The sequence below is a fragment of the Clostridiaceae bacterium HFYG-1003 genome (assembly GCA_024579835.1).
GTDB lineage: Bacteria > Bacillota > Clostridia > Clostridiales > Clostridiaceae > JG1575.
The window spans coordinates 105114-127528 of record CP102060.1 but is presented as its reverse complement, the minus strand read 5'-3'; the positions used below and the strand labels follow the sequence as shown (position 1 = coordinate 127528).

Genomic DNA, 22415 nt, shown 5'->3' with positions numbered 1-22415 from the left:
CAAGGTGGTGGAATGATGTTTAACTTACCCGATAAATATAAAGTCGGCAAAAAAATACCCATGAAGGATTTGATCCCTAAAGAGTATAAATCCGATGTAAAAAAGAAAATCAAAGAAAGTGTCAAAGCTGTGATCTTGCGCTATCAAATCATGGGAGAGGACATCCCTTCTTTAGTCAATGATGAATACAATTTTCAAGTGATTCAGTTTTATGATTTTGAGTTAACTGATATCAAAAAGGCTGCCTTCATTGCGAACTTGTACCAAGAGATTATCAAATCTCCTTGTGTGATCAAATTGCATGATGCCAACAACGAAGCATACTCTTTCGCACTAAAAAGATTGAATCAAAATGATAGTACGCAAATTGTGGTTACAGACAAGGTTCTTACAGCCTTTTACCCCATTGCTCTACCCAGTTCAGATAAAAATACACTACTTAGGGAGCTGGCCTACGAAAATATTAAAAACCATGACAATAAAGGTGCTTTTTATTTTGAATCTTTCCTACGAGCCTATATTTTGACAAATGACAAGGTGTACGCAGATTCAAAATCATTTTTATCTAAACCAATATGGTACAGCTTTAGTAAAGCGAAAAACGTTTATTCACTACTAAGCACGCTCGCTAGCACTAAAGACAAGATACAAAAGGCCATTACTAATAGTGAGAAAATGAAGCTGAATCAAGAAATAAGACAAACTATATCAGAACTAGACAAACTATAAACATGGAGGAAAAATAAATGGACTACTCAAAAGTACCTCAGGAAATAAACAACATTGTCGGCGACAATGTAAAGCTACTCGCGCAGCTATTCCCCTCTGCTGTTAAAGATGGACAAGTTGACCTTGAAGCATTAAAAGAAGAGCTTGGGCAATTTGAAGAAGTGGACAAAGAAAAATACGAGCTTACTTGGGCTGGCAAGCAAGACGCAAAGAAAAAAGCTCAAGAAGATGTCTATAATAGAACACTTAACTATATCGAATCAGATAGCAAGAACCCTGAAACTACTGAAAACCTCTATATTGAGGGCGATAACCTTGAGGTTCTAAAGTTGCTTCGTCAAAACTATTACGGCACCATTAAAATGATTTATATTGATCCACCATACAACACGATTAAGTCCGTATAATGGTGTAAAAAGGAATTTCAAATAAAACGAGCCAAAATGCTCAACCTCGGTTAAAATATTGTTACCACAACAAATACCTAATCGAGGAGATGAACATATGGCTCAATTAAATATTACATTGGAAACCGAACTTTTGCACGGACTTTTTTCAAAAGATAAACGAGATGATGCTTTTGCTAAACTGCTTGAAGAGATTCTCAATCAGGTCCTTAGTGCTCAATCCACAGAACAACTGGGTGCGGAGCCTTACGAACGCTCTGGCGACCGTACAGCTTACCGTAATGGATTTCGGGAGCGAGAGCTGACCACTCGCATCGGAACCATCACGTTGAAGGTCCCAAGGCACCGGAATGGGAATTTCAGCACGACCATGTTTGAGCGGTATCAGCGAAGCGAGCAAGCCCTTGTCCTTGCCATGATTGAAATGGTCATCAATGGAGTCTCTACAAGGAAAATCGAGAATATCACCGAAGAGCTTTGTGGAAAATCCTTCTCTAAATCCATGGTTTCCGAACTTTGCAAAGGGCTGGATCCGGTTGTTGATGGGTTTCGAAATCGCCCTTTGGAAACGGATTATCCCTTTCTTCTTGTGGATGCTATCTATATCAAGGTGAGAGAAAATCATCGTGTAAGATCTAAGGGTTTACTCATCGCTGTCGGTGTCAACGAAGACGGAGGGCGGGAAATCATCGGCTTCCATCTAGCAGACAGCGAATCAGAAACCAGTTGGGGCGAATTCTTCCAATCGTTGAAATCCAGGGGATTGAAAGAACCGAGGCTGATCACTTCTGACAATCATGCTGGCCTTGTGGCCGCCGTACGAAGACACTTCCAGGGATCCAGCTGGCAACGATGTCAAACTCATTTCTCAAGGAACCTTCTGGATAAAACACCTAAATCCCTGCAGCCTGCATTGAAGGAGGACCTGCGCCAGATCTATGAAGCAACGGATGAAGAGAGTGCCAGAGCTGCAAAACAACGAATTATTCAGCAATACGAAGCTGCCGCACCCAAAGCGATGGATCTCCTTGACCAGGCATTTGATGATATCACTGCGGTACTGAGTCTGCCTTTAAACATACGAAAGCGTCTCAGGACCACCAATGGGGTGGAGCGGCTGAATCAGGAAATCCGGCGTCGGGAGCGGGTAATCCGGATATTCCCCAACGAATTATCAGCCATTCGACTGATGGGAGCGCTCCTCATCGAGCACGATGAAAAATGGTCTTCTGGTAGGATTTATCTGAACCTGGATACCTATCATCAGGCTTGCTCAGGCACTTCCAATAATGAACAGCAAGCGGCATAAGCAAGAAATTCTAGAAATAGATATTGTACCAGGTTTCCTGGTTTAACATAGAATCTGATGTACCCGAGGTAATTTACACACTAAAATGGACTTGACTATACAACACTGATGGTGATTTTGTTTATAATGATAAGTTTAAAATCAGTAAAGAAGAAAGTGACATTCTAGAAGGTTCTCGTGATGAATCTGGCAACGCATTGCAAAAAAACTCAAAATCATCTAACCGTTTCCATGCTAATTGGCTGAATATGATGTATCCACGATTAAGGGTAGCGAAGGATTTGTTGACCGATGATGGAGTAATCTTTATCAGTATAGATGAACATGAATACAGTAATCTAAAAAAAGTATGCGATGAGATTTTTGATGAAGCTAATTATTTTGGAGATATTACTTGGGAATCTACTACACAACCGATAAATGCTGGTTCAGCTAAGTTCGGTTTACAGAAAAAAACTGAGCCAATATTAATATATTCTAAAAACAAGAGTAACGTGCCAGGTTTTAATGTAGAAGAAGTTAATAGTGACTTATCCTATCCCCACATTGGAAAACATGGTGCATGTAGATTTGAAATAATAGAGAAATCCGATGCTGGAAGCTATAATAGACCTACTATGAAATTCCAAATTCTAGGCCAAAATCCTAGAGAAGGCAAACGCTGGCAGATCGGAGAAGATACCGCTCGTCTTTTGGAAAAGGAAGGCAAAGTAGAAATAGTTGATGGTATTGTTAAAAAAGCTATATACCCAGAAGATGAGTTAGATAAAATACAATTTAAACCTTTTTGGTCATTGTTCAGTGCCTCAGAATACGGAACCGCACAGACAGGAAAAGACGAGTTAAATACTATAATGAGGACACCTGTTGGATTTGATACTGTAAAATCAATATCACTAATCAAAAAACTATTATTCCATATGGGCAAAGAATATACAGTTCTCGACTTTTTCTCTGGTTCTGCCACTACTGCCCATGCTGTTATGCAACTTAATTCTGAAGATGCTGGAAACAGGAGATTTATTATGGTTCAGCTACCTGAAGAAACTGGCGAAAACAGTGATGCATACAGAGCAGGATACAAAGATATATGCGAACTTGGCAAAGAGCGTATCCGTCGCGCAGGCGAAAAAATAAAGCAAGAAATCGAGGCAAGCAATACTAAGCTTAAAATCGGTGAAGAAATCCAAAAAGCTCCTGATATAGGCTTTAAAGTATTCCGTACAGCGGATACCAATATCAAGTGGAACTTGTATGATACTCTAGGACAGCTTGATACCAGTGCAATAACCCATACCCCTGACCTTGCTGACTTTACATTGGGCTTTACTGACATTGACGTTGTATATGAAGTGATGCTTCGCCAAAAAGATGTACCTCTCTCTTCTAGCTTGGAAACACTAACTGACATTGGTCACCGAACCTATTTGTACGGAAGCACATATTTGATTTGTCTTGAAACCGAGATTACTGAAGTGTTAATTGATAAATTGGCTGCCCTTGATCCATTGCCTATTAAGTTCGTCTTTAGAGATTCTGCTTTTAAAGATGATATCAACCTGAAAGATGAAACTTTTAGGAGACTTAAAAATCTGATTGAAAGAAATTCAGGGCTTGCGAAAAAGGCATATACCGTAGAATTCTTATAAGGAGGAAGTATCCATGGCAAAAAGAATTGCGTTCCAATTCGACGATGAATTGGACTATCAGCTTAAAGCAATCCACTCCACCGTGGACTTGTTTAAGGGACTTCCTCGCCAAACAGATGGAATATATCGACCAAACCGCACCAAGAAGGTTGGCGAAGGAGATCCCGTAAGGAACCAGAGCATTGTAGCGGGCAGTAGACTGCTTCAAAATCTAAGACAGGTGCAACTTGACAACAAGTTGTTCGCAGATAATGTACTTGAAAACAATAACTTTTCAATTGAAATGGAGACAGGTACAGGTAAAACATATGTGTATCTACGAACCGTTTTAGAATTATACAAAGAGTATGATTTTAAGAAATTTATGATTGTTGTGCCAAGCATTGCCATCCGTAAAGGTGTTGAAAAGTCCATCGATCAGTTAAGAGATCACTTTAAAAGACTTTATGATGTTGATTTGTCCAAACACAGCTTTATATATGACAATAACAACCCTAAAAAAGTTAGTTCAAGCCTTGTGGAAACAAATGACTTAAGCATCTGTGTCCTGAATATTCAAGCCTTTAACAAGGACAACAATAAAATCCGTAGTGAAGATGAATACGGTCAGGTTTTGTGGGATGATATCAAATATATTAAGCCGATAGTGATCATTGACGAGCCACAAAAAATCGAAGGTCAAAAAGGGAAAAAATCAAAGTCATTACAAGCCATTGATGATATTGAGCCATTATTTGTCCTCCGTTATTCAGCCACCCACAAACAACTATACAATCAGATTTATAAACTTGACTCCTATGCCGCTTATAAAAATGATTTGGTCAAGAAAATTACAGTCAAGACTGTAAACGGAGTTATTGAACGTGATTACCCCTACATTCGTTATGTAGCTTTCACAAAAGACTTGAAGGCAAGAATAGAAATGTTCTCACAAAAGCAAGGCGATTCTATACGCTTCAAAACCTTCGAAGTTTCAGCAGGTGCTTCACTTGAGGATTTATCGGGTGGTCTGATACAATATCGAAATATGCGTGTGGCAGAAGAACCCCATAAGCTCAAGCCATTAAAAATAGCTACCACGGATGGTACGATAACCCTTGAGCTTGGTGAAAGCAACAATGGATTAGAAGATAATGAAGCTACCCGCATTCAAATCAGACTTGCTATCAGAAATCACTTTGAAAAGCAGTTTTCAATTTTAAAGAGCGGAAAGAAAGTTAAAGCTTTGACCCTTTTCTTTGTGGATGCAGTTAGCAAGGTTAGAGATAATACCCGTCCTGATGGACGCGGTGAGTATCTGCGCATTTTTGATGAAGAGTATCAAAGTGCGATAAACAGCTACGAAAAGCAGCTTGCAAAATATAAAGAGTATTTCCCCGAGCACCAAGACATTTTAAAAGTGCGTGAAGGCTATTTTGCCATCGATAAAAAAAACAATGAAGTAGAAATTGAAGATTGGGACGACAGCAAAAGCGAACTAGATGTAAAGGCTAAATCCCAGGAAGATATTGATCGTGGAATCAGCTTGATTCTTGAGAAGAAAGACGAACTTATCTCCTTCGAAGAACCACTGAGCTTTATCTTCTCGCATTCAGCGCTTCGTGAGGGTTGGGATAATCCAAATGTATTTACCCTTTGTACACTAAAAAACGGGAGTTCTGATATTGCTAAGAAACAAGAGATTGGACGTGGCTTAAGGCTTCCGGTAGATATCACAGGCAACCGCTGCTTGGACTCCGAAGTTAACGAGCTGACAGTTATTGCAAACGATAGCTATGAGAATTTTTCAAGAGTTCTGCAAGAAGATTTCAATCAAAATATGAATTTTAACAAAAATGAAGTAACAGCCGATATCCTGACTGTCACTCTTGAAAAAGCAGGCGTTCCAAAAGAAAAGATTACCGCTGAGTTGGTTGACACCTTCAAGCAAGAGCTAATGCGTAAAGGCATCTTTGACAGCAATAATATCCTTAGCAAAAACGTGGAGCAAACTTCAAAACTCCTTGAAAGTCTTGTTTTTGAGAATGAAGTATTAAATGAACACACCCTATTGCTGAAAGAAAATTTTGTAGAGTACATGGTTCAGAAAGGTTCTCAGCGCATTGAAATTAAAAATGGTGATAATGAACCTTATGTAAATGCGATTCGTGCTTTTGTATCTCAAGAGGAGTTTCAGCAAATTTACTTTGGACTGAGTAGCAATTTGACCAAACGGACGATTTACAAATGTAATGTAGATAAGGACAAGTTCATTTCAGACTGCATCGAGGAAATAAACACTTATCTGCAATTCTTTAAAGTCAATAAGTCTGTTAATATAGCAACAGGCAAGGCTGGATTTAACGATGCCCAGATGTTTGAAATGGTAAAATCAGGTGATAAGACATTCGATATTGATGTAGGTATAAAGGTTATTCCGAAAAGCGATTTTGAAATTGTAAACTATATCATGCACCATACTCTGCTGCCTCGTCTTGCAATTTTTAAAATGTTATCTGGTATTGAAAAAAGGGACGCTCTCAATTTCCAAGACATTCTTGACAGAGTGACGCAAAAGATTTTGGTGCGATTAAATGATGCCAAAGCGGCAAATATAACTTCCTACGAAGTCATTGATGGCTATGAGCTGGACGAAGGGCAGATTTTCGCTACAGACACCATTAGCGAAGAAGATTTTAACAATGAATGGCGTATTTTTAAGTCGAATCCACATAGAAAAAATGCCTTGAATGAATACTACAAAATGGATAGCAAGGGCGAAAAGGAATTTGCAGAAAAACTTGAAGCAAATGACAATGTTATCTTATTCACCAAACTTAAAAAAGGCGGTTTCGTAATAGACACCCCTTACGGAAACTACTCCCCCGACTGGGCGGTTGTATGTAGAAAAGATGGACTTGAAGCAGGTGCTGTAGGAATTTACTTCATCGTAGAAACAAAAGCCGGAAAACTTGAAAAGGACTTAACCGATGTTGAAGTAAACAAAATACGTTGCGGCGAATTACACTTCAAGGCTGTATCTGAATTGGTTAAATTCAATTGGGTCAATAGCTATGAGGATTTTAAAACAAAGTTCGGTGTAAAAGAAAGTATGTAAGATAACCTGCTTGTTTGATCATATAAGGAGCTGTCACTTATGGTATGTTTGAGAGCAATGAGCTATTTCACTTGTAAACTTCATACCAAGGGCTCTGAACGGAGCTTACTCAAGTAACATATATAGCCGAATTACGTCCTGCCATAGAAAACGTCATATTTTAAAAAATAAAGACACCGTAACTCATAGGAGGGTTATGGTGTCTTTTCGTCTTAAACTCAAAACAAGCTTTCTTGTTGTGTTTAATGCATCGAACCATTCTGGCTCGGTGCGTTTTTTTATTCTAAAGATTTATCGGTTTTTAAAATTAAAATCCGGGCGTTCTCCGCCGTCTGTCCTTTCAATCAGATTAAAAAAATTGAAAGGATGGTCAAATATGAAAACCATAAACCTAAAGGATATTTACCCTTATTACTTCACGGAAGATAAATGGATTGATGTGCCAGACGAGCTGGCGCAGATATTCGTAGATTTTATCAAAGCAGAGGAAACCTACGAGCGAACAAAGCGCCGCTATAAAGCTACATACTCCCTTGACCGTGGGGATGGTATCGAACGGGATATTCTCTTCGTCTCCCTCTCTCCCCATGAGCTTTACGAGCGCAAACTGACCCAAGAGCAGCTCCATGCAGCGATAGCCTCATTACCCGATAAGCAAGCAAAACGGATCTATGCCCATTTCTTCTTAGGCATGAGCAAAACTGCCATCGCACGCTCCGAAGGTGTCAGCAAAGTGTCGGTTTCAGAATCTATTGAACGAGGATTATGCTCGATTGAGAAGTTTTTGAAAAAGTTTCTTTAATGCCCCTTACTTTCACCCGATTTTTGTCCTGATTAGTAAGACGAGTTTAGCGTCATGTGATTTTTTGTTCCTTGACAACTAAATATACGGTATTTTGAGTACGAATCCTATGTGGCTGAAAAGCGAAGCGACATAATGGGCAGCGCCATGATGACAGTACATTGCACAGTCGGAGCGATAAATGCAGCCATTAGACCAACCATTGGCACGGTTGGTGCGATGACACACATAAGGAATAATGATACTTTCTCACGACCTCCCACAGACTTGAGGGGGAGTTCCTGCGATATTTGCGGCCTCTTGAAGGGACAAGGCTAATCGGTATTGCGGGGCTATGATGTCAAGCCAATGACAGCTCAAAATACCCCCCTTGCCTGGGTGCGTGGCAAATAAGGCACATGAACATAAAAACAAGGCACACCACATTTCTGCACAACGCAATTTGTGGTGTGCTTCTATTGGTACAGTGACAAACTTCTCAAATAGATAATAAGTGCTTATAATCAAAATAAGCACCTCACTTGGAGGTGATTACAAATGGAAAATATCAAAAGCTTACCCGAAACCACGGTCGAAGTTGCCCTGCCTCAAGAACTGTATGCAGCAAGGGCATCAAAATCATTTCAGGATTTTATAAAGGTGCTTTCGCAGATTATAGAAAAGCATGGTGCTGATGTACTGGATGAAATAAACCGTGTTGAGTAAATGGCTGTGTTTGAACTATCGATATTTTCCAATATTATATTGGAGGTATGACTATGAATAGGAGTGGAAAAAAATGTGTACTTTATCCCCGTGTTAGCACGGAAATGCAAGTAGATGGTTTCAGCTTGGATGGGCAGAAAAGCAACTTAAGGCGTTTTGCTGATAGAGAAGAAATGGAGATTGTAAACATCTACGAAGATGCAGGCAAATCCGGTAAATCCATCGAGGGCAGACCTGCCTTTAAGCAAATGCTGCTTGATATTGAAAATGGTTTAGAGATTGATTATGTATTGGTATACAAACTATCCCGCTTTGGCAGAAATGCTGCTGATATTCTAAACTCTTTGGAGCATATTCAAGCTTTTGGCGTGAATTTGATCTGTATTGAGGAAGGTATTGATTCATCACAAACAAGCGGAAAACTTTTGATTTCCGTTCTATCTGCCGTGGCTGAAATAGAGCGTGAAAATATCATCGAGCAGACAATGAACGGACGGAAGGAAAAAGCTCGTCAGGGCGGCTGGAACGGTGGTTTTGCTCCTTACGGTTACTTCCTCAAAGACAAACAGCTTTTTATTCAAGAAGATGAGGCTGAGGCTGTACGCATTATCTTTGATAAATATCTGAATGGAAATATGGGATTTCATAAAATCGCCAATTACCTCAATCTGCAAGGTATTCAGAAAGTACAACGAAATAACGGCACCCTTTCGCTCTGGGGCACACATTTTATCAGGATGATTATTGATAATCCTGTATACTGCGGCAAAATCTCTTATGGCAGACGTGCCCGTGAAAAAGTAAAAGGCAGCAAGAATGAATATAAGCAAGTCCCGCAGGAAGATTACATCATAGCCGAAGGTCAACATGAGGCAATTATAAGTGAAGAGCTGTGGAATGCTGCACATGAAAAAAGAGAGCTGACAGGCGTTAAGTCACCTTCCAAAATAGGTCGTGACAGAGCACATTTGTTAAGCGGTATTTTAAGGTGTCCTAAATGCGGCGGCCCAATGTATACCAACAAGCACGCATGGACAAACAAAGACGGTACCTATAAAGAAGTTTATTATTATGTGTGCAGCAAAGCTCGTGCAGCCAGAGGAAAAACCTGCGAGTATACAACCATGCTCAAGAAAACCGACATCGAGCCGTTAGTCATTGAAGCGATCCGAGAGCTGATTCAGAATCAGGATTTTGCAGGAGAAATTAAATCAAGGATTGGGAAAGAAATTGATACCTCTACCTTGAACAGAGAGCTGAAAAATTACGAATCCAAGCTAAAAGAGACAGAATTGAATAAAACTCGGCTTGAAAATGAAATCGACAGCCTGCCTGAGGATACTCGTTTCAGAGAGCGCAAAATCCATGATATGACCCTCAGGCTTGATGGACTATATGACATTATCGTAGAACTTGAAGAGAAAATTGAAGACGTTCTGCTGCGCCGCAAAGCTGTAGAGCAGGATGCAATCACTTTAGAAAACATCTATACCCTGTTGGCAAACTTCGACAAGGTGTACGACAAAATCAGCGATGAAGAGAAAAAATCCCTAATATCTTCGTTAATCAAAGAAATAGAGATTTTTCCATGTGGTGAGGCAGAGCTGCCCCTAAAGTCTATTTTGTTTAATTTCCCTGTTTATAAAGGCGGTGAAGATGCCTGTGATTTCTTGTGGGACAAAAGTACGCACGTCTCAACGTGAGAAGTTTGAGGGAACATGTCAACTGGCTGGATCTTCTGAACGTGGTATCCGTGATTCAGCAGATATTCCAGGTCTCTGGCCTGTGTTTCAGGATTGCAGGAAATATAGATGATCTTTTGGGGCTTCAGGCTGCATAACGAATTTAAGAATGTCTCGTCGCTGCCGGATCTGGGAGGATCCATGATCACTGCATCAATGGGTTCGTTCCTCCTGGCCAGCTCTTGCATGAACTCGCCTGCGTCTGCCTTATAAAAATGCACATTGGTCACCTGATTGGTCTGTGCATTCTTGATGGCATCGCGTACGCCATCCGGGTTAACTTCAACGCCAATGACTTCTCTGACTTGTCTGGCTGCAATCAGTGAAATGGTGCCGATCCCCGAATAGGCATCCAGGATTCTTTCGTTCCCCTTAAAATCAGCCATTTTCAGAGCCGTGTTGTATAGAACTTCCGTCTGCTTGGGATTGATCTGATAGAAGGACTTGGAGGAAATTCGGAATCTCATGCCGCAAAGGATATCCTCGATATACCCCTTGCCATAGATTGTGGTTTCCTTATCCCCCAAGATCATGGAGGTACTTCGATTGTTAATGTTCATGATGATGGTCGTAATCTCCGGGTGTTCCTTCGTCAGAAGCTGAATGAAGTTTTTCTTACCGGTAAAGATCGAATGAGCTGTTACGAGCACCAGCATGACTTCTCCGGTGGTAAAGCCAGTCCGGATCAGAACATGCCGAAGAAAGCCGGTTTCACGATCTTCCTGATACGGCTCCATCTTGTATTTTTTCATGATCTTTTTGATGGTATGGATGATTCGGTCCGCTCGGGGATCCTGAATGATGCACTGATCAATATCAATGATGGAATGAGAGTTCTCAGCGTACATGCCTGCGATCAGCTCTTTCTTTCTTCCATATCCGAAGGAGTACTGAATCTTGTTGCGATACTCATACGGATGCTCCATTACCAGGATGTCTTCAACCTTCCCGAAGGAGCTCAGATACTTCTCAGCGATCTCCTGCTTCACCTGATTCTGGCTTTCATTGGACAAGTGCTGGAGCTGGCATCCTCCACAGCGTTCATAGTATATACAAGGCGGTTTCACGTTAACTAATTGTGTTTTATTCATTCTATGTCTTTCCCGGTGATTCCGGCGTCTGATTTTGATTGAGCGAACTGGATCTCTGCAACACCTTTGTAGTATCGAAAGGGTTGCAGAGATCCAGACTTGTACTAATTCGTTCCGATCTGTCGGCTGATTGAAACGTCTGACAGCCTGCCGACAAGTACCTGCCGATGTCATGCTCGAGGTTTCGCCACAGAATTAGAACATGGTATCCTTTTCCTCGACTGGCTCCTTAAAAAAGCAGTTGCCATCCAAGCTCAGCTTGTTTCTGTGCCCCTCCAGATTGTCTCCCTTCTGATCATCTATATAATGAACGCAGTCCGTGCAGATCCTGGCAATGCACTCGACCAGTCTCTGATCGTATTCTTCCTTCGACAAAATTGTCACTTCGCTTTCCCGGAGTTTCTCCATCCGGGAAACATTCAGATAGCAATCTGCCTGTTCCGATTCAATGAAGTAGGGTTCTACACAATTATCATCCAGCAACTGCACGAGGTGCACAAACCGGCTTTCCGTGGTATTCAGATACGCCCCCATTTGATGCAGCTCCGGATATCCTTCTGGATAAAGATAATACTCATGGTCGATTTTCAATGCTTTCACTTTCATTCTAACTTCCTGCCTCTCTTAGCTTTTTTTATTAGAAATCCAACTTTACTTATCTTTTTTAAATGAAAGCCCCGCTTCTTTGAGGAGCGATCTCATGATGGGCAAGGATGCTGGTCCGATTCCATGCATATTCAATATTTCCTTCTCTGTATAGTTTGAGAGCTTTTGCAACGTATCAATCCCTTCGTGAACTAATGCGTTTCTTGCAGGAGAGCCTAATTTCGACAGGAAGCCAAATTCGGGCTTATTCTCTGCGTTGCAGATCGGACACGTTGGGCAATCACTGGTTTTATAATATTTATGTCCCTTTTCACAAGTTCTTAGATTTGCTCTCTCAGTCATAAATAATACCTCCGACTACTTTCTACACTCTGTTTTAGAGATCGGATTCTACTCATTGATCGATCTTACTCTCTTGTCATCAAGACGACGGTCTCAACGTGGAACGATAGCATCAGATTGATGTCTGGTCTGTATTTTACGTTTTGTCCGTTCTCGGGAACAAGTCAATAGTGGTTTTTATGGGGTGTTCTGTTCGAGGGAACAGTTCTATTGTTTTTATTCATTCGCGGGAATAAGTCAGTACATAGGGTTAAAGTCCTGTCATCTACGGTGGCAAAGTAAATACTTATTGCTAAAATACACCGCTCAAATCAAATCGTTAAAAGATGCACCGCTTTTGCACAATTTCTCCCACATTACTTTTATGTCTTTTCGGTAAGTCTCAAAATGACCAGCCTTCTTTTTCGGCGAGTTCGGTCACGTTATAGCACGGGATATTGTACGCCGCGCATATTTTAGGGATTTTCTTTGGCGAGTCTTTGTTTTCCTCGGTAATCACGGCAATCCGATACTTCATTGCGGTCGCAATGAGGAAGGCATCACCGGAAGACTTCATGTTCGTAAAGTTCAACAATTCTGGGTGTTCGTTCACGATTTTAGTGACATTATGTTCAATTCCAGCATCAACGTCTAAAACGGTGCATTGTTGAATCCAAGGTTTCAGAGTGTCGTCCTCGACCTCATCTTTGATTTCAGAGCATAAAACGATTTCCGATGACTTAACCAACTCATCAATCTTTTGCCACAGGGTACTGTACACGCTGCGACGGTGAGGCTCGTCCGCTTTTTGGGAAAGAATCGAACATGTGTCAATTATATAGCGGTAGGGCGGTGGTATCAGAGTCATTTGCTCTGAGTACATATTGTTTACCATCTCGCCACCTCCGCAAGGAACTTCGGAATGTGTTTTTCTTTTATCCCAAGAAAACCTGAAACTTCCTGTTTACTGAAATACCCGTCGCTATAACCCATTAGCAGAATACGGCAAATCGCCGGGCTGGTCTTGTCAATTGCTTCTCTGCTGACGTTTTTAGGAATTGACTGTCTTCGCCCTTCCTGCCGGGCCATTTTTTCTGCTTCTATCTGCTGTACAAAGTTTTGTCGGATTTCGTTTGCAAAAGTGTCATACTCGTCCTGAGTAAACCGCCTTGTGTCGAGTAGTCTCCTAATAACGACTTCTTTACTTATGCTGAATCTACCCGCCATAGTTTCTACATCATCCAAGGTGATTGAAGTGATTTTCTTTGCGGACAGATACGCGTTTAACGAGTCTGTAGGAACAAGCACCTCACCAGCCACAGCATTGCAAAACACCTCTTCCGTTGCGGAAGAAAACGACGAAACCATCTCATTGCAGAGTGTGGACTGGCGCTTTAGGATATGAACCAACTCGTGGATTATTGAAAACGTCTTGGCTGGATACCTGTCATTTTCGTTAACGCCAATAATCGGAGCGGTTTCATTGAAGATTGATATACCACGAACAGTTTCTACATCAACGCCTGTAAAACAGTGAACGAAGATGCCCTTGCTCTCAATTTTTTGCCGCACATAAAGGTAGAACTGTCGTGGAGAGGTCAGCTTAAACTGGTCATCCAATTTAATACCGAAAAACACTCTTATGGTTTTTGCATATTCAATAACGCTGGCGTTGTCGGCAATTGCAGGCAGCGACAGCGGTAGTGCTTCAATTATCATGTCCGATTCTGAAGAAACCAAAAAATCGTGGTAGCGAATGAGTTCAACAACCGCAAGGTTCAAAGAACTATCGTCCATCGCTATATCATAAGGTAGTGTCCGCAAGTTCCTCAAGGCAGGTAACTGTTTAATGGGCAAGATATTCTTATTCATATACAGCCCGGCAAAAGGGACCTTCAGAACCTTCGCAAGCCCCTTAGCCTGATTTATTGTCGGATAATCGGTGTTTGAAGTATCCAGCCACGCGCTGACCCTTTCCTCTGTCTGCCCTGTTCTCTGAGAAAGGTAAGCAACCGTGACGCCTATCTGTGAGCAGATAAAGCTAAGGGTCTCCTTATTAATATTTGCGTCGGCTCGTGCCATCGGTAATCCTCCCTTCTCCATGGGTTATTTGCGCATTTGGTTAAGATGCAACCCTGTTCCGCATAGTAACCATAACAGCCTCCGTTTAGCTATCAAGATTGGGGCGCACTATGTACAAAGAGTCAGCGTCAATTCCTCCTTTCAAAAATAATTCCGGGGTGTTTTGTTCTGTCGGGCTTTCGAGCATTAAGGCGCCTTTGGCTTGTTCAAATGCCTTTTGAACAGGAAGCCCAAACCCCAGAGACGAATAAAACTGAGCAGCAAAAGCTACCGCTGCAGTATCTCCAATGGAAGCTGTCATGCCAATAGCGGCATCAACATATTCCGTAACAGCTTTTGCTTGCTCATAGGAAAAGCAGGCGTTGAAAATGAGCAGGCGAATTTTATCCGATGAAGTCATTATGGTCTGCGCAATGGCTTCCTTGGTGACATACTTTGCTGTGCCATCAGCGTTTTCAAGCACCAATTCGCCTATGTCTGTACCATGACCGCTAAAATGGACGACATCAGGGTTGAGTTCATTGATCGCCTGCAAAATGTCAAGCGGTCGCACAGCCCATCGGCTTTCAAAGACGATAGAATCCCTGTGTGCGGATTTGCGAATCATTTCTTGAATTGAACGGACCTCCTCGTCCAAACGAAGTTGACTTGTCCCGCGAGGATTGGTCGCAAACAGCAATACCGTAATCTTTTCTGGGACATACTTAAGTTGTTCGATTTCGTATGTGAGCTGCGATTGAGTAAAACTATGTTGTTGTAAAGATTGGTTAACCTTTCTCATCTGCTGCTCACTCGCCTTTAAACGGGCTTTTTCCTCTTTATCTCGTTTAGTATAGATTTTATCTTGCTCTTGCCTGACTCTTTTCTCTTCGGTGGCAATTTCTCGTTCTTTGGCTGCGATTTTACTATCTATTAGAGCGATGGCTTTATCTATAGCCGCAAGAGATTTCTCATGACGCTCGATTTCAGCTAATTTTGATTTCTGTGTAGAGGCTTGTTTCGTTCTTGCTATCGATTGCTTTGCAGATAATATCTTAGATTTTAGCGGTTGAATTTTTCCGCTTTCTTTTGCCCTGTCGGAAGACAATTTGGCGAGTTCCTGCCTTTTCCTCGCCAAATTATTTCTGTAGGTATCAATCTGGGCCATATCTTTTCCTCCTTTGGAACCTTTTGTAATTCTATCTATTCCACACCCAAAGCCTTAAATACAGCCTCCTGCGGAGTGCTATAGAATATCAAGCTATTGCTCCCCTGATTAAACCTTGCGCATATTAAGAGGCATATTTTGTGGTTTTTGAATGGAAGAACCCCCTGATTTTATTAGGACGCAATTGCACAGTTTTTAAATGAGATCGAACATTATGTTCAAGCTCCTCATCGCTCCTGGGACTTGGTTTTTTACTTATGCCACGTTTGAGATCGCTGTTGAGCAATTCATCAGGATTGTACTCTGGAGCATACGGTGGCAGGTAGAATAGAGACTGCTGAATGGGTCCGGAACATAGTGTTCAAGCCACTTTTAACTGGTTTCTGGTATAATAAAATTATAAGTTTTCATTAAATTTCAGCATTTTTGCTCGTATTCAGGAGATTTTTATGGGTTTTAAGAAGAGAAATCGTCAAATTTCGGTGTTTGAATACCCAAGTGGTTTCCATGGGGTCAGCATTGATCCCTCCAATCGATGGGTGAAATTATCCCATCAAATGCCCTGGGATCTCATCGAAGAAATCTATGCCACTAAGTTCAATGGGTCCCGTGGCAACCGGGCATACTCATCCAGACTGGCCTTTGGCGCTCTTTTTCTCAAACAAGCCTTGAATGTCTCTGATGCGGATTTGATTGAGCTGGTTCGTGAAAATCCATATCTTCAGTTATTCCTTGGATTCGAAGAATTCTCAAGTGAATTGCCCTTTGATACCAGCTTGATGTCTTACTTCAGGCAACGCTTTCCAGCCGCAGAAATTTGCCAAATCAATGAAGCCATTATTGCTCAGAATCCCTTAAAGAAACCATCGTCCAATGATGATAGTGATGATGATTCGAGCGGCGGCCAATCGGGGGAAAGCGATCCCCAAGGCTCTGAGTCAAGCACTTCTTCGGTCAATGACTTGGTACAGACAAACAGCGGTACGTTGATCCTGGATGCTACCTGTGTTCCACAAGACATCCACTTCCCGACGGATATCCGCCTCCTGTATGAGGCGGTCTGTTCAGCCATGCGTCATCTAGAAATAACACGAGGAAAACCCATTACCAAAACTCAGAAGTCATTGTTGAATCATGCCAGACAGGCTTATTTGAGCATCTCCAAATCGAAAAAAAATACTCCAGCCCAGTTCCGAGAAAAACAGGGTATTCTCTTGAGATTGCTGAAACGCTGCCTGGGATACTTTGACTCACCAGCCATGAACAAACCCATCAGCCCAAAGACGATGGATGCACTCAAGACACTGTCTTTGATTCATGATCAGCAGTTTGAGATGTGGAAGTTAAAAATTAACCGGATCGAACGTCGAATTGTCAGTGTGTCCCAGCCCTGGGTAAGGCCTATCAAGCGGGGCAAGGCATCCGTCAACACCGAGTTTGGTTCGAAAATTGCCCTCTCAACGGTGGATGGGTATGTGCGAATGGAGTATTTTTCGTATGAAAACTTCAATGAAGCCCTGACCTTGCAAGAGAGTGCTGAGCGTTACAAAGAAAGAACAGGATCATATCCTGAAAGGATCCTGGCAGATAAGATATATCGAAACAAAGCCAACCTGGCATTCTGCAAAAGCAAGAATATCCGAATGAACGGTCCGGCACTTGGCAGACCCCCAAAGGATCCTCAGGTGCGCCAGCAGCAGCGAGCAGCAGAGGTCCAGGAGGCTGGCGATCGCAATATGGTGGAAGCCAAAATCGGAGAAAGCAAACGGAAGTATGGTCTAGACAGAATTATGGAGAGAACACAGCAAGCCACTGAGGTGATGATCTGTGTTAGTTTTGTTGTGATGAATTCCTTCCGCAACCTAAGGAAGCATCTTGCTTCTTTTTTTGACAAAAACCAAGTCTTCAATTTCTACATATCTTTCGAGGTTTATGCAATTGCTTCCTGAAAAGTAGCAATTATTCATAACCCTCTAGAATAGCTCAATTTCTTCCTTGATGTATTTCTCAAAGGCTGGCTGCATCCAGAGCATGTCGCGGGTCGGCCGTTGCATCTACAACGGGCCGATGGAAGGGTTCTTGGGTATCCTGAAGTGTGAGATGTTCTACCTTAAGACCTTCCACACTTACGAGGAACTCAAGCAGGCGGTGGATGACTACATCCGCTTCTACAACACGAAGCGGTACTTGAGAAAGTACAAAGGTCTGGATCCTCTTGAGGTGAGGAACCAGGCACTGGCTGCATGATCTTGTTTTGGTTATTTCACTGTCCACTTGACAGGAAGCAGTTCAGAAGCGGCTTTCTTCTTTTTTTGCCTTTTTGTTCAACTGTATTTTATGCGATTTTTCCAAGGGTTATGCAAAGATAAGCTGAAACCAGAATTAATCAGAGGCCCCTAACTACTTGGAAGATTAATACCCCAACTAATGTATCCATTCATCCTTCGGAATGATGAGAACTCAGTTAGTTATTGTTTTTGTCTTTTTTCTGTATGATGTTATTTTTTAATCAATATATTTTCATTATGTGACTCTAAATATAAATTTAATTCTTGTTGTTGAGTTGTATTCTCATATTCCGCAAGATTGAAATAAAAAATTTCAGTTTCTTTATTATTTATAACTCCATACATATAAAATTCTGTAGTTGGGTGATATGATATTTGAAACAATATGACATTATTTTCTCCCTCACTTTCTCTAAGTAAAGGTTTTTTAGTGTTATTCTCGAAAGTTCCGACTTCAAAAAAATCGACAGGGAAATTCTGTGTGTTATTAATTTTGATCTGAACGAGGTATTGTATATTTCCTCCTTTGGAGGTATGAGGGCTTGAGATATTTAAACATGAAGTAAAAAGTGATAATAAGATTAAAAGATAACTTAAAAAAACTTTAGAATGTCTCATGATTATTCTCCTATAGTTTTTAGGGAAACAATAACTAGGCCTTGTTTGAAAAATCGACCCGCATGATCACTGCAACAGGATCATGATCGAGGCAAGGTAAACAAAGGCCAGAAAAGACTGGTCCTGTTTGTCATATCGGGTCGCGATCCGGGGAAACCACTTCCTTTACGAAAGGTTAGCATATTATTGCTCCCCTGATTAAACCTTGCGGATATTAAGAGGCATATTTTGTGGTTTTTGAATGGAAGAACCCCCTGATTTTATTAGGACGCAATTGCACAGTTTTTAAATGAGATCGAACATTATGTTCAAGCTCATCATCACTCCTGGGACTCGTTTTTTTACTTATGCCACGTTTGAGATCACTGTTGAGCAATTCATCGGGATTGAATTTCTGGGGCATACGGTGGCAGGTAGAATAGCTCAATTTCTTCCTTATGCTTTTCTACCCACACCATGACTTTTTTAGCATGATGAACCCGCAGATTATCGAGCACCAGGAACACTTTCTTTTTGCTGTCATGCACCAACCGCCGCATAAAATCAATCAGTTTGTCGGCGTTCATGTTGTCTTTATAGAGGACGAAGCGCAATTTTCCTCGATTGGAAATTGCTGAAAGCATGTTGATCTTGATATGCTTTGCTTCGGTTCGAACCACAGGCGTTTGACCGATCGGCGCATACCCACGCAAGCAAGTTGACTGGTTTTGCAATCCGGTTTCATCTCCAAAGAAAATCTCTGCATTCTCAGCCTCTGCTCGTTCAGTAATGCCAGGAAACTCTGTTTCGACCCAATGCTGCACCTTCTCTTCGTCTTGCTTGTAGGCACGTTTCATCGGCCGCTGGACTGAAAATCCCCACCGCGCCAAGTAGACCCCTAAAGTAGATACAGGCAGGCTGATTTTATACTTTTCATAAATGAGCTCTGCAATGGTTTTTCTGCTCCACATGCAGTCTTTGAACTTCAGTTGATCGGGCGTCTTATCAACCAGAATCTGCTGAATTTCCTTCTCCTGGGCAGGAGTGAGGGTTCGTTTGGCGCCTTCTCGGCGACCGCGCTTTTGGGGCTTTATCCCGGCGATTCCGCCTTCCTTGTACTGTTTTTTAGTGTTCTGGACGTGCCGTAAGCTTACATCTAAGATTTCCGCTATTTCCTCGTTTGATTTGCCCTTTTCTGATAGTCGGATGATGTTCTTGCGAATCTGATATTGCTCTTCCGGACTAAGCCGTACTGCTTGGGTTTTTAAATCATTATTCATAAGATTATCATATCAAAAATTATCAAGAAACGCAAGGTTTATTTAGTGAGTCAATATCTAAATCGCTCTGTCACGTTCAAAATCATGCCTTTGGACTTTTTTCCTTGAGCCGATATTTTCACGATTTCTATTCATCGGATTATTGAGCTCAAACCCCGGAAAGCCTTTATTTACAGGCTTCTTATTACACTTACTTGTTAACCCTTGACATCAATACAACCGTCTCAACGTGCTGGGTCTGTGGGAAATTGTCATAGGGCTGGATGTGTGCGGGGTGAAAGCCGAAGGTGCACAGGATCTTCGCATCACGGGCCAGGGTGGCGGGATCGCAGGAGACGTAGATCAGGCGCCGAATGCCGGAGTGGCCGATGGCCTGGAGAAGGGATTCGTCACAGCCTTTCCGGGGGGGATCCACCACCACAAGATCGGGTTCTCGGGATTCGGTCATGAGCTGCTGGATCAGCTCTTCTGCTTTGCCGTGGATGAACTCGACCTGGGGGAGGTTGTTGAGGGTCTTGTTATAGTTGGCATCTGCGATGGCTTCGCGGACGATTTCTACGCCGGTCACGCGGGCGGCATGGCGCGCAAGGTATAATGCGATGGTCCCGGCGCCGCAGTACAGGTCGAGAACATGTTCGTCTCCGTTTGGCTGAGCCAGCTCCACGACTTTGTCGTACATGCGCCGGGTCTGCTCCGGATTGACCTGGAAGAAGGAATGAGGAGAGATGCGGTAGCGAATATCGCCGATGGTATCCTCGATGGTTGCCTCGCCCCAGACCGTGTGGTTGATTTCGCCCAGAACCCGATTGGTTACGGCGTCATTGAGGTTCAAAACAAGTCCCCGGATCTGAGGTACGGCCAGGCGCAAATCACGAACCAGTTCTTCCAGATGAGGCACTTCCGCTGATGTGGCCACCAGAACAACCAGCATCTGGCCGGTATAGCGCGCTTCCCGGATGAGCAGGTGCCTGACTGCCCCGGGAATGATCTCGTCTTCCCGGTCCAGTACCGCAATATTCCGTTCTTTGATCCAATGGCGCACGGCTTCGGCGATTCGGTCGGAGGGCTCGTTCTGGATCAGGCATTCCTTGATATCGATGATCTCATGAGAGCGTCCGCGGTAGAATCCCACCCGGACTTCTCCGTCTCGGCGTCCGATGGGCATCTGGACCTTGTTGCGGTAGCGCCAGGGCTGCTCCATGCCAATGGCCGGTTCCACGACGGGATCGGCCAAGCCGCCGATGCGCTGGAAGCAATCCTTTACCCGCTCCGTCTTAAAAGCCAGCTGCGCTTCATACGCCTGATGCTGCAGATCACAGCCGCCGCAGCGGCCGAAATACGGACAAGGCGGCTCCACCCGATCACTGGATGACACCAGTACTTCCTCCAGCCGGGCAAAGCCGTGACTGCGGTTGACCCGGACCACCCGGGCCCGGATCTTCTCCCCGGGCAGCACCCCGTTAATAAACAAAGGGAAGTCCTGAAGCCGGACGACGCCTTCCCCGCCGACACCCTGTGCCAAAACCTGCGTTTCAATCACATCATTCTTCTGCACGGGCGCGGTAAAGTCAGCGGCAGTTGGACTGCCGGGATGATTCCTGTTCTTTTTTTTCTGGCGGGCTGGCCGCTCCTGTGTTTGCTTCATTGGTTTCTCCCTGTATTGGTTCAATCATTTTGATTCCGTTCCCGGATTGTCACGAAAATTTCGTCGCCCGGTCCTTTTCCGATCTTCTGCCGGATTTCCTTGCGAATTCCGATGATGTGGCAGGCAGTGCCCATGCGGACCAGCTGTCCGTCATAGGGATAGCCGTCAAAGGTCGCATGGACCGCCACCCGGCCCTTGCCAAATTCCCGCCGTACATCCCAGGGGAATTCCACATAGGCCGCGTCCATCTCCGGATTGGGATGAATGATGGCCTTGAATTCATAGAGCCGGCTCATTCATCCCTCCGCCCGAACTTCATCTCCTGCCCGGCCTGATCATATTTCTTGCGCTTGGCGCTGACCTGTTCCATGGATAGGGCAAACACCCGGGTAAGAGCCATTCCCGAGACAGCAGCCGCCTCAAAGTACTTCATCTTGTCCGGCGTATATTTTTGGCAGATCCGCTCCAGAGCCCGCTTCTTCTCCGAATCATCGCTGACCTCCGTGATGGTTCCGCCCACCATGGCCAAGGCAAACTCCGTGGTGAACACGGAGGACACCAGCTGGCCCGTCTGCTCCGGATCTGCCAGCATGGCATCCAGCTGGGACTCCTCAAACAGTTCAGGTACCCTGACTCTGGATACAAACACGACCCAGGCGGCAGCGCCCTCCCTCACCCATTCCAATTTATGACCGGCCCTGGCGGTATGGAACAGCAGCCGGTCACCATCCCGCACCAGGGACAGGGGCAGTCCGTAAGGCAGATCATCCTTTGCCAGGGCCATCACCCCATAGGCTGCCTCATCGATGATCTCCAAAGCAAAGGCCCGATCCATTTCCCGGTCTTTTCGTCTCATGCCGCTTTCCTCCCTGACGCTGGATCCGGCAGCGGACTACACACTGAATCGATGGTTCCCTG

21 protein-coding genes are annotated in these 22415 nt (G+C 43.3%); 10 read left to right on the top strand and 11 right to left on the bottom strand.

Annotation, left to right across the window (positions count from 1 at the left end; translation table 11 throughout):
- Positions 1-12: 12 nt before the first annotated feature.
- From NQU17_00500 to NQU17_00465, 8 genes are all read left to right on the top strand, one after another.
- Complete coding sequence (locus tag NQU17_00500) at positions 13-729, top strand: DUF4391 domain-containing protein (GenBank protein ID UUM12078.1); 717 nt, start codon at positions 13-15, stop codon at positions 727-729.
- Between the two features lie 17 nt (positions 730-746).
- Entirely contained in the window at positions 747-1136 is a 390-nt protein-coding gene (locus NQU17_00495; protein UUM12077.1) for a DNA methylase, read from the top strand.
- A 97-nt stretch (positions 1137-1233) separates the two neighbouring features.
- A complete protein-coding gene (locus NQU17_00490) occupies positions 1234-2445 on the top strand; it encodes an IS256 family transposase (GenBank protein ID UUM12076.1) in 1212 nt (403 codons plus the stop codon).
- Positions 2446-2642: 197 nt separating this feature from the next.
- Positions 2643-4094 (top strand): site-specific DNA-methyltransferase, encoded by a 1452-nt coding sequence (locus NQU17_00485; protein ID UUM12075.1) that lies wholly within the window; start codon positions 2643-2645, stop codon positions 4092-4094.
- A gap of 13 nt (positions 4095-4107) precedes the next feature.
- Positions 4108-7191: a DEAD/DEAH box helicase family protein gene (locus tag NQU17_00480; protein ID UUM12074.1), complete on the top strand. Its 3084-nt coding sequence runs from the start codon at positions 4108-4110 to the stop codon at positions 7189-7191.
- A 376-nt stretch (positions 7192-7567) separates the two neighbouring features.
- Complete coding sequence (locus NQU17_00475) at positions 7568-7993, top strand: sigma-70 family RNA polymerase sigma factor (GenBank protein ID UUM12073.1); 426 nt, start codon at positions 7568-7570, stop codon at positions 7991-7993.
- Between the two features lie 537 nt (positions 7994-8530).
- Positions 8531-8698: a hypothetical protein gene (locus NQU17_00470; protein ID UUM12072.1), complete on the top strand. Its 168-nt coding sequence runs from the start codon at positions 8531-8533 to the stop codon at positions 8696-8698.
- Between the two features lie 53 nt (positions 8699-8751).
- Positions 8752-10401, top strand: a complete 1650-nt coding sequence (locus NQU17_00465; GenBank protein ID UUM12071.1) for a recombinase family protein — start codon at positions 8752-8754, stop codon at positions 10399-10401.
- Here the strand turns inward: NQU17_00465 and rlmD (NQU17_00460) are convergent.
- The 6 genes from rlmD (NQU17_00460) to NQU17_00435 all read right to left on the bottom strand — a co-directional run bounded on the left by rlmD (NQU17_00460) (position 10338) and on the right by NQU17_00435 (position 15687).
- Complete coding sequence (rlmD, locus tag NQU17_00460) at positions 10338-11531, bottom strand: 23S rRNA (uracil(1939)-C(5))-methyltransferase RlmD (protein ID UUM12070.1); 1194 nt, start codon at positions 11529-11531, stop codon at positions 10338-10340. The genes NQU17_00465 and rlmD (NQU17_00460) overlap by 64 nt on opposite strands.
- 195 nt (positions 11532-11726) lie before the next feature.
- Positions 11727-12137: a hypothetical protein gene (locus NQU17_00455; GenBank protein UUM12069.1), complete on the bottom strand. Its 411-nt coding sequence runs from the start codon at positions 12135-12137 to the stop codon at positions 11727-11729.
- 45 nt (positions 12138-12182) lie between these two features.
- Positions 12183-12479: an RNA polymerase alpha subunit C-terminal domain-containing protein gene (locus NQU17_00450; protein UUM12068.1), complete on the bottom strand. Its 297-nt coding sequence runs from the start codon at positions 12477-12479 to the stop codon at positions 12183-12185.
- Positions 12480-12861: 382 nt separating this feature from the next.
- Positions 12862-13353 (bottom strand): DUF4411 family protein, encoded by a 492-nt coding sequence (locus NQU17_00445; GenBank protein ID UUM12067.1) that lies wholly within the window; start codon positions 13351-13353, stop codon positions 12862-12864.
- Entirely contained in the window at positions 13347-14540 is a 1194-nt protein-coding gene (locus NQU17_00440; protein UUM12066.1) for an ImmA/IrrE family metallo-endopeptidase, read from the bottom strand. Before NQU17_00440 ends, NQU17_00445 begins: the two co-directional genes overlap by 7 nt.
- Before the next feature lie 85 nt (positions 14541-14625).
- Positions 14626-15687, bottom strand: a complete 1062-nt coding sequence (locus NQU17_00435; GenBank protein UUM12065.1) for a CHAT domain-containing protein — start codon at positions 15685-15687, stop codon at positions 14626-14628.
- Positions 15688-16136: 449 nt separating this feature from the next.
- On the opposite strand from NQU17_00435, the gene NQU17_00430 reads away from it, so the two are divergent.
- A complete protein-coding gene (locus NQU17_00430; protein ID UUM12064.1) occupies positions 16137-17636 on the top strand; it encodes an IS5 family transposase in 1500 nt (499 codons plus the stop codon).
- A gap of 49 nt (positions 17637-17685) precedes the next feature.
- Positions 17686-17934, top strand: coding sequence for an IS3 family transposase (locus NQU17_00425; protein UUM12063.1), 249 nt, complete (start codon positions 17686-17688; stop codon positions 17932-17934).
- A 251-nt stretch (positions 17935-18185) separates the two neighbouring features.
- On the opposite strand, the gene NQU17_00420 is transcribed toward NQU17_00425, so the two are convergent.
- The 5 genes from NQU17_00420 to NQU17_00400 form a co-directional block, all read right to left on the bottom strand.
- Positions 18186-18593: a hypothetical protein gene (locus NQU17_00420; GenBank protein ID UUM12062.1), complete on the bottom strand. Its 408-nt coding sequence runs from the start codon at positions 18591-18593 to the stop codon at positions 18186-18188.
- Positions 18594-18970: 377 nt separating this feature from the next.
- Entirely contained in the window at positions 18971-19852 is an 882-nt protein-coding gene (locus NQU17_00415) for an IS630 family transposase (GenBank protein ID UUM12061.1), read from the bottom strand.
- Positions 19853-20042: 190 nt separating this feature from the next.
- Positions 20043-21497, bottom strand: coding sequence for a 23S rRNA (uracil(1939)-C(5))-methyltransferase RlmD (gene rlmD / locus NQU17_00410; protein UUM12060.1), 1455 nt, complete (start codon positions 21495-21497; stop codon positions 20043-20045).
- Positions 21498-21517: 20 nt separating this feature from the next.
- Positions 21518-21793: a DUF1905 domain-containing protein gene (locus tag NQU17_00405; protein UUM12059.1), complete on the bottom strand. Its 276-nt coding sequence runs from the start codon at positions 21791-21793 to the stop codon at positions 21518-21520.
- On the bottom strand, positions 21790-22353 hold the full coding sequence (locus NQU17_00400; protein UUM12058.1) for a pyridoxamine 5'-phosphate oxidase family protein: 564 nt from the start codon (positions 22351-22353) through the stop codon (positions 21790-21792). Before NQU17_00400 ends, NQU17_00405 begins: the two co-directional genes overlap by 4 nt.
- Between the last annotated feature and the right edge of the window lie 62 nt (positions 22354-22415).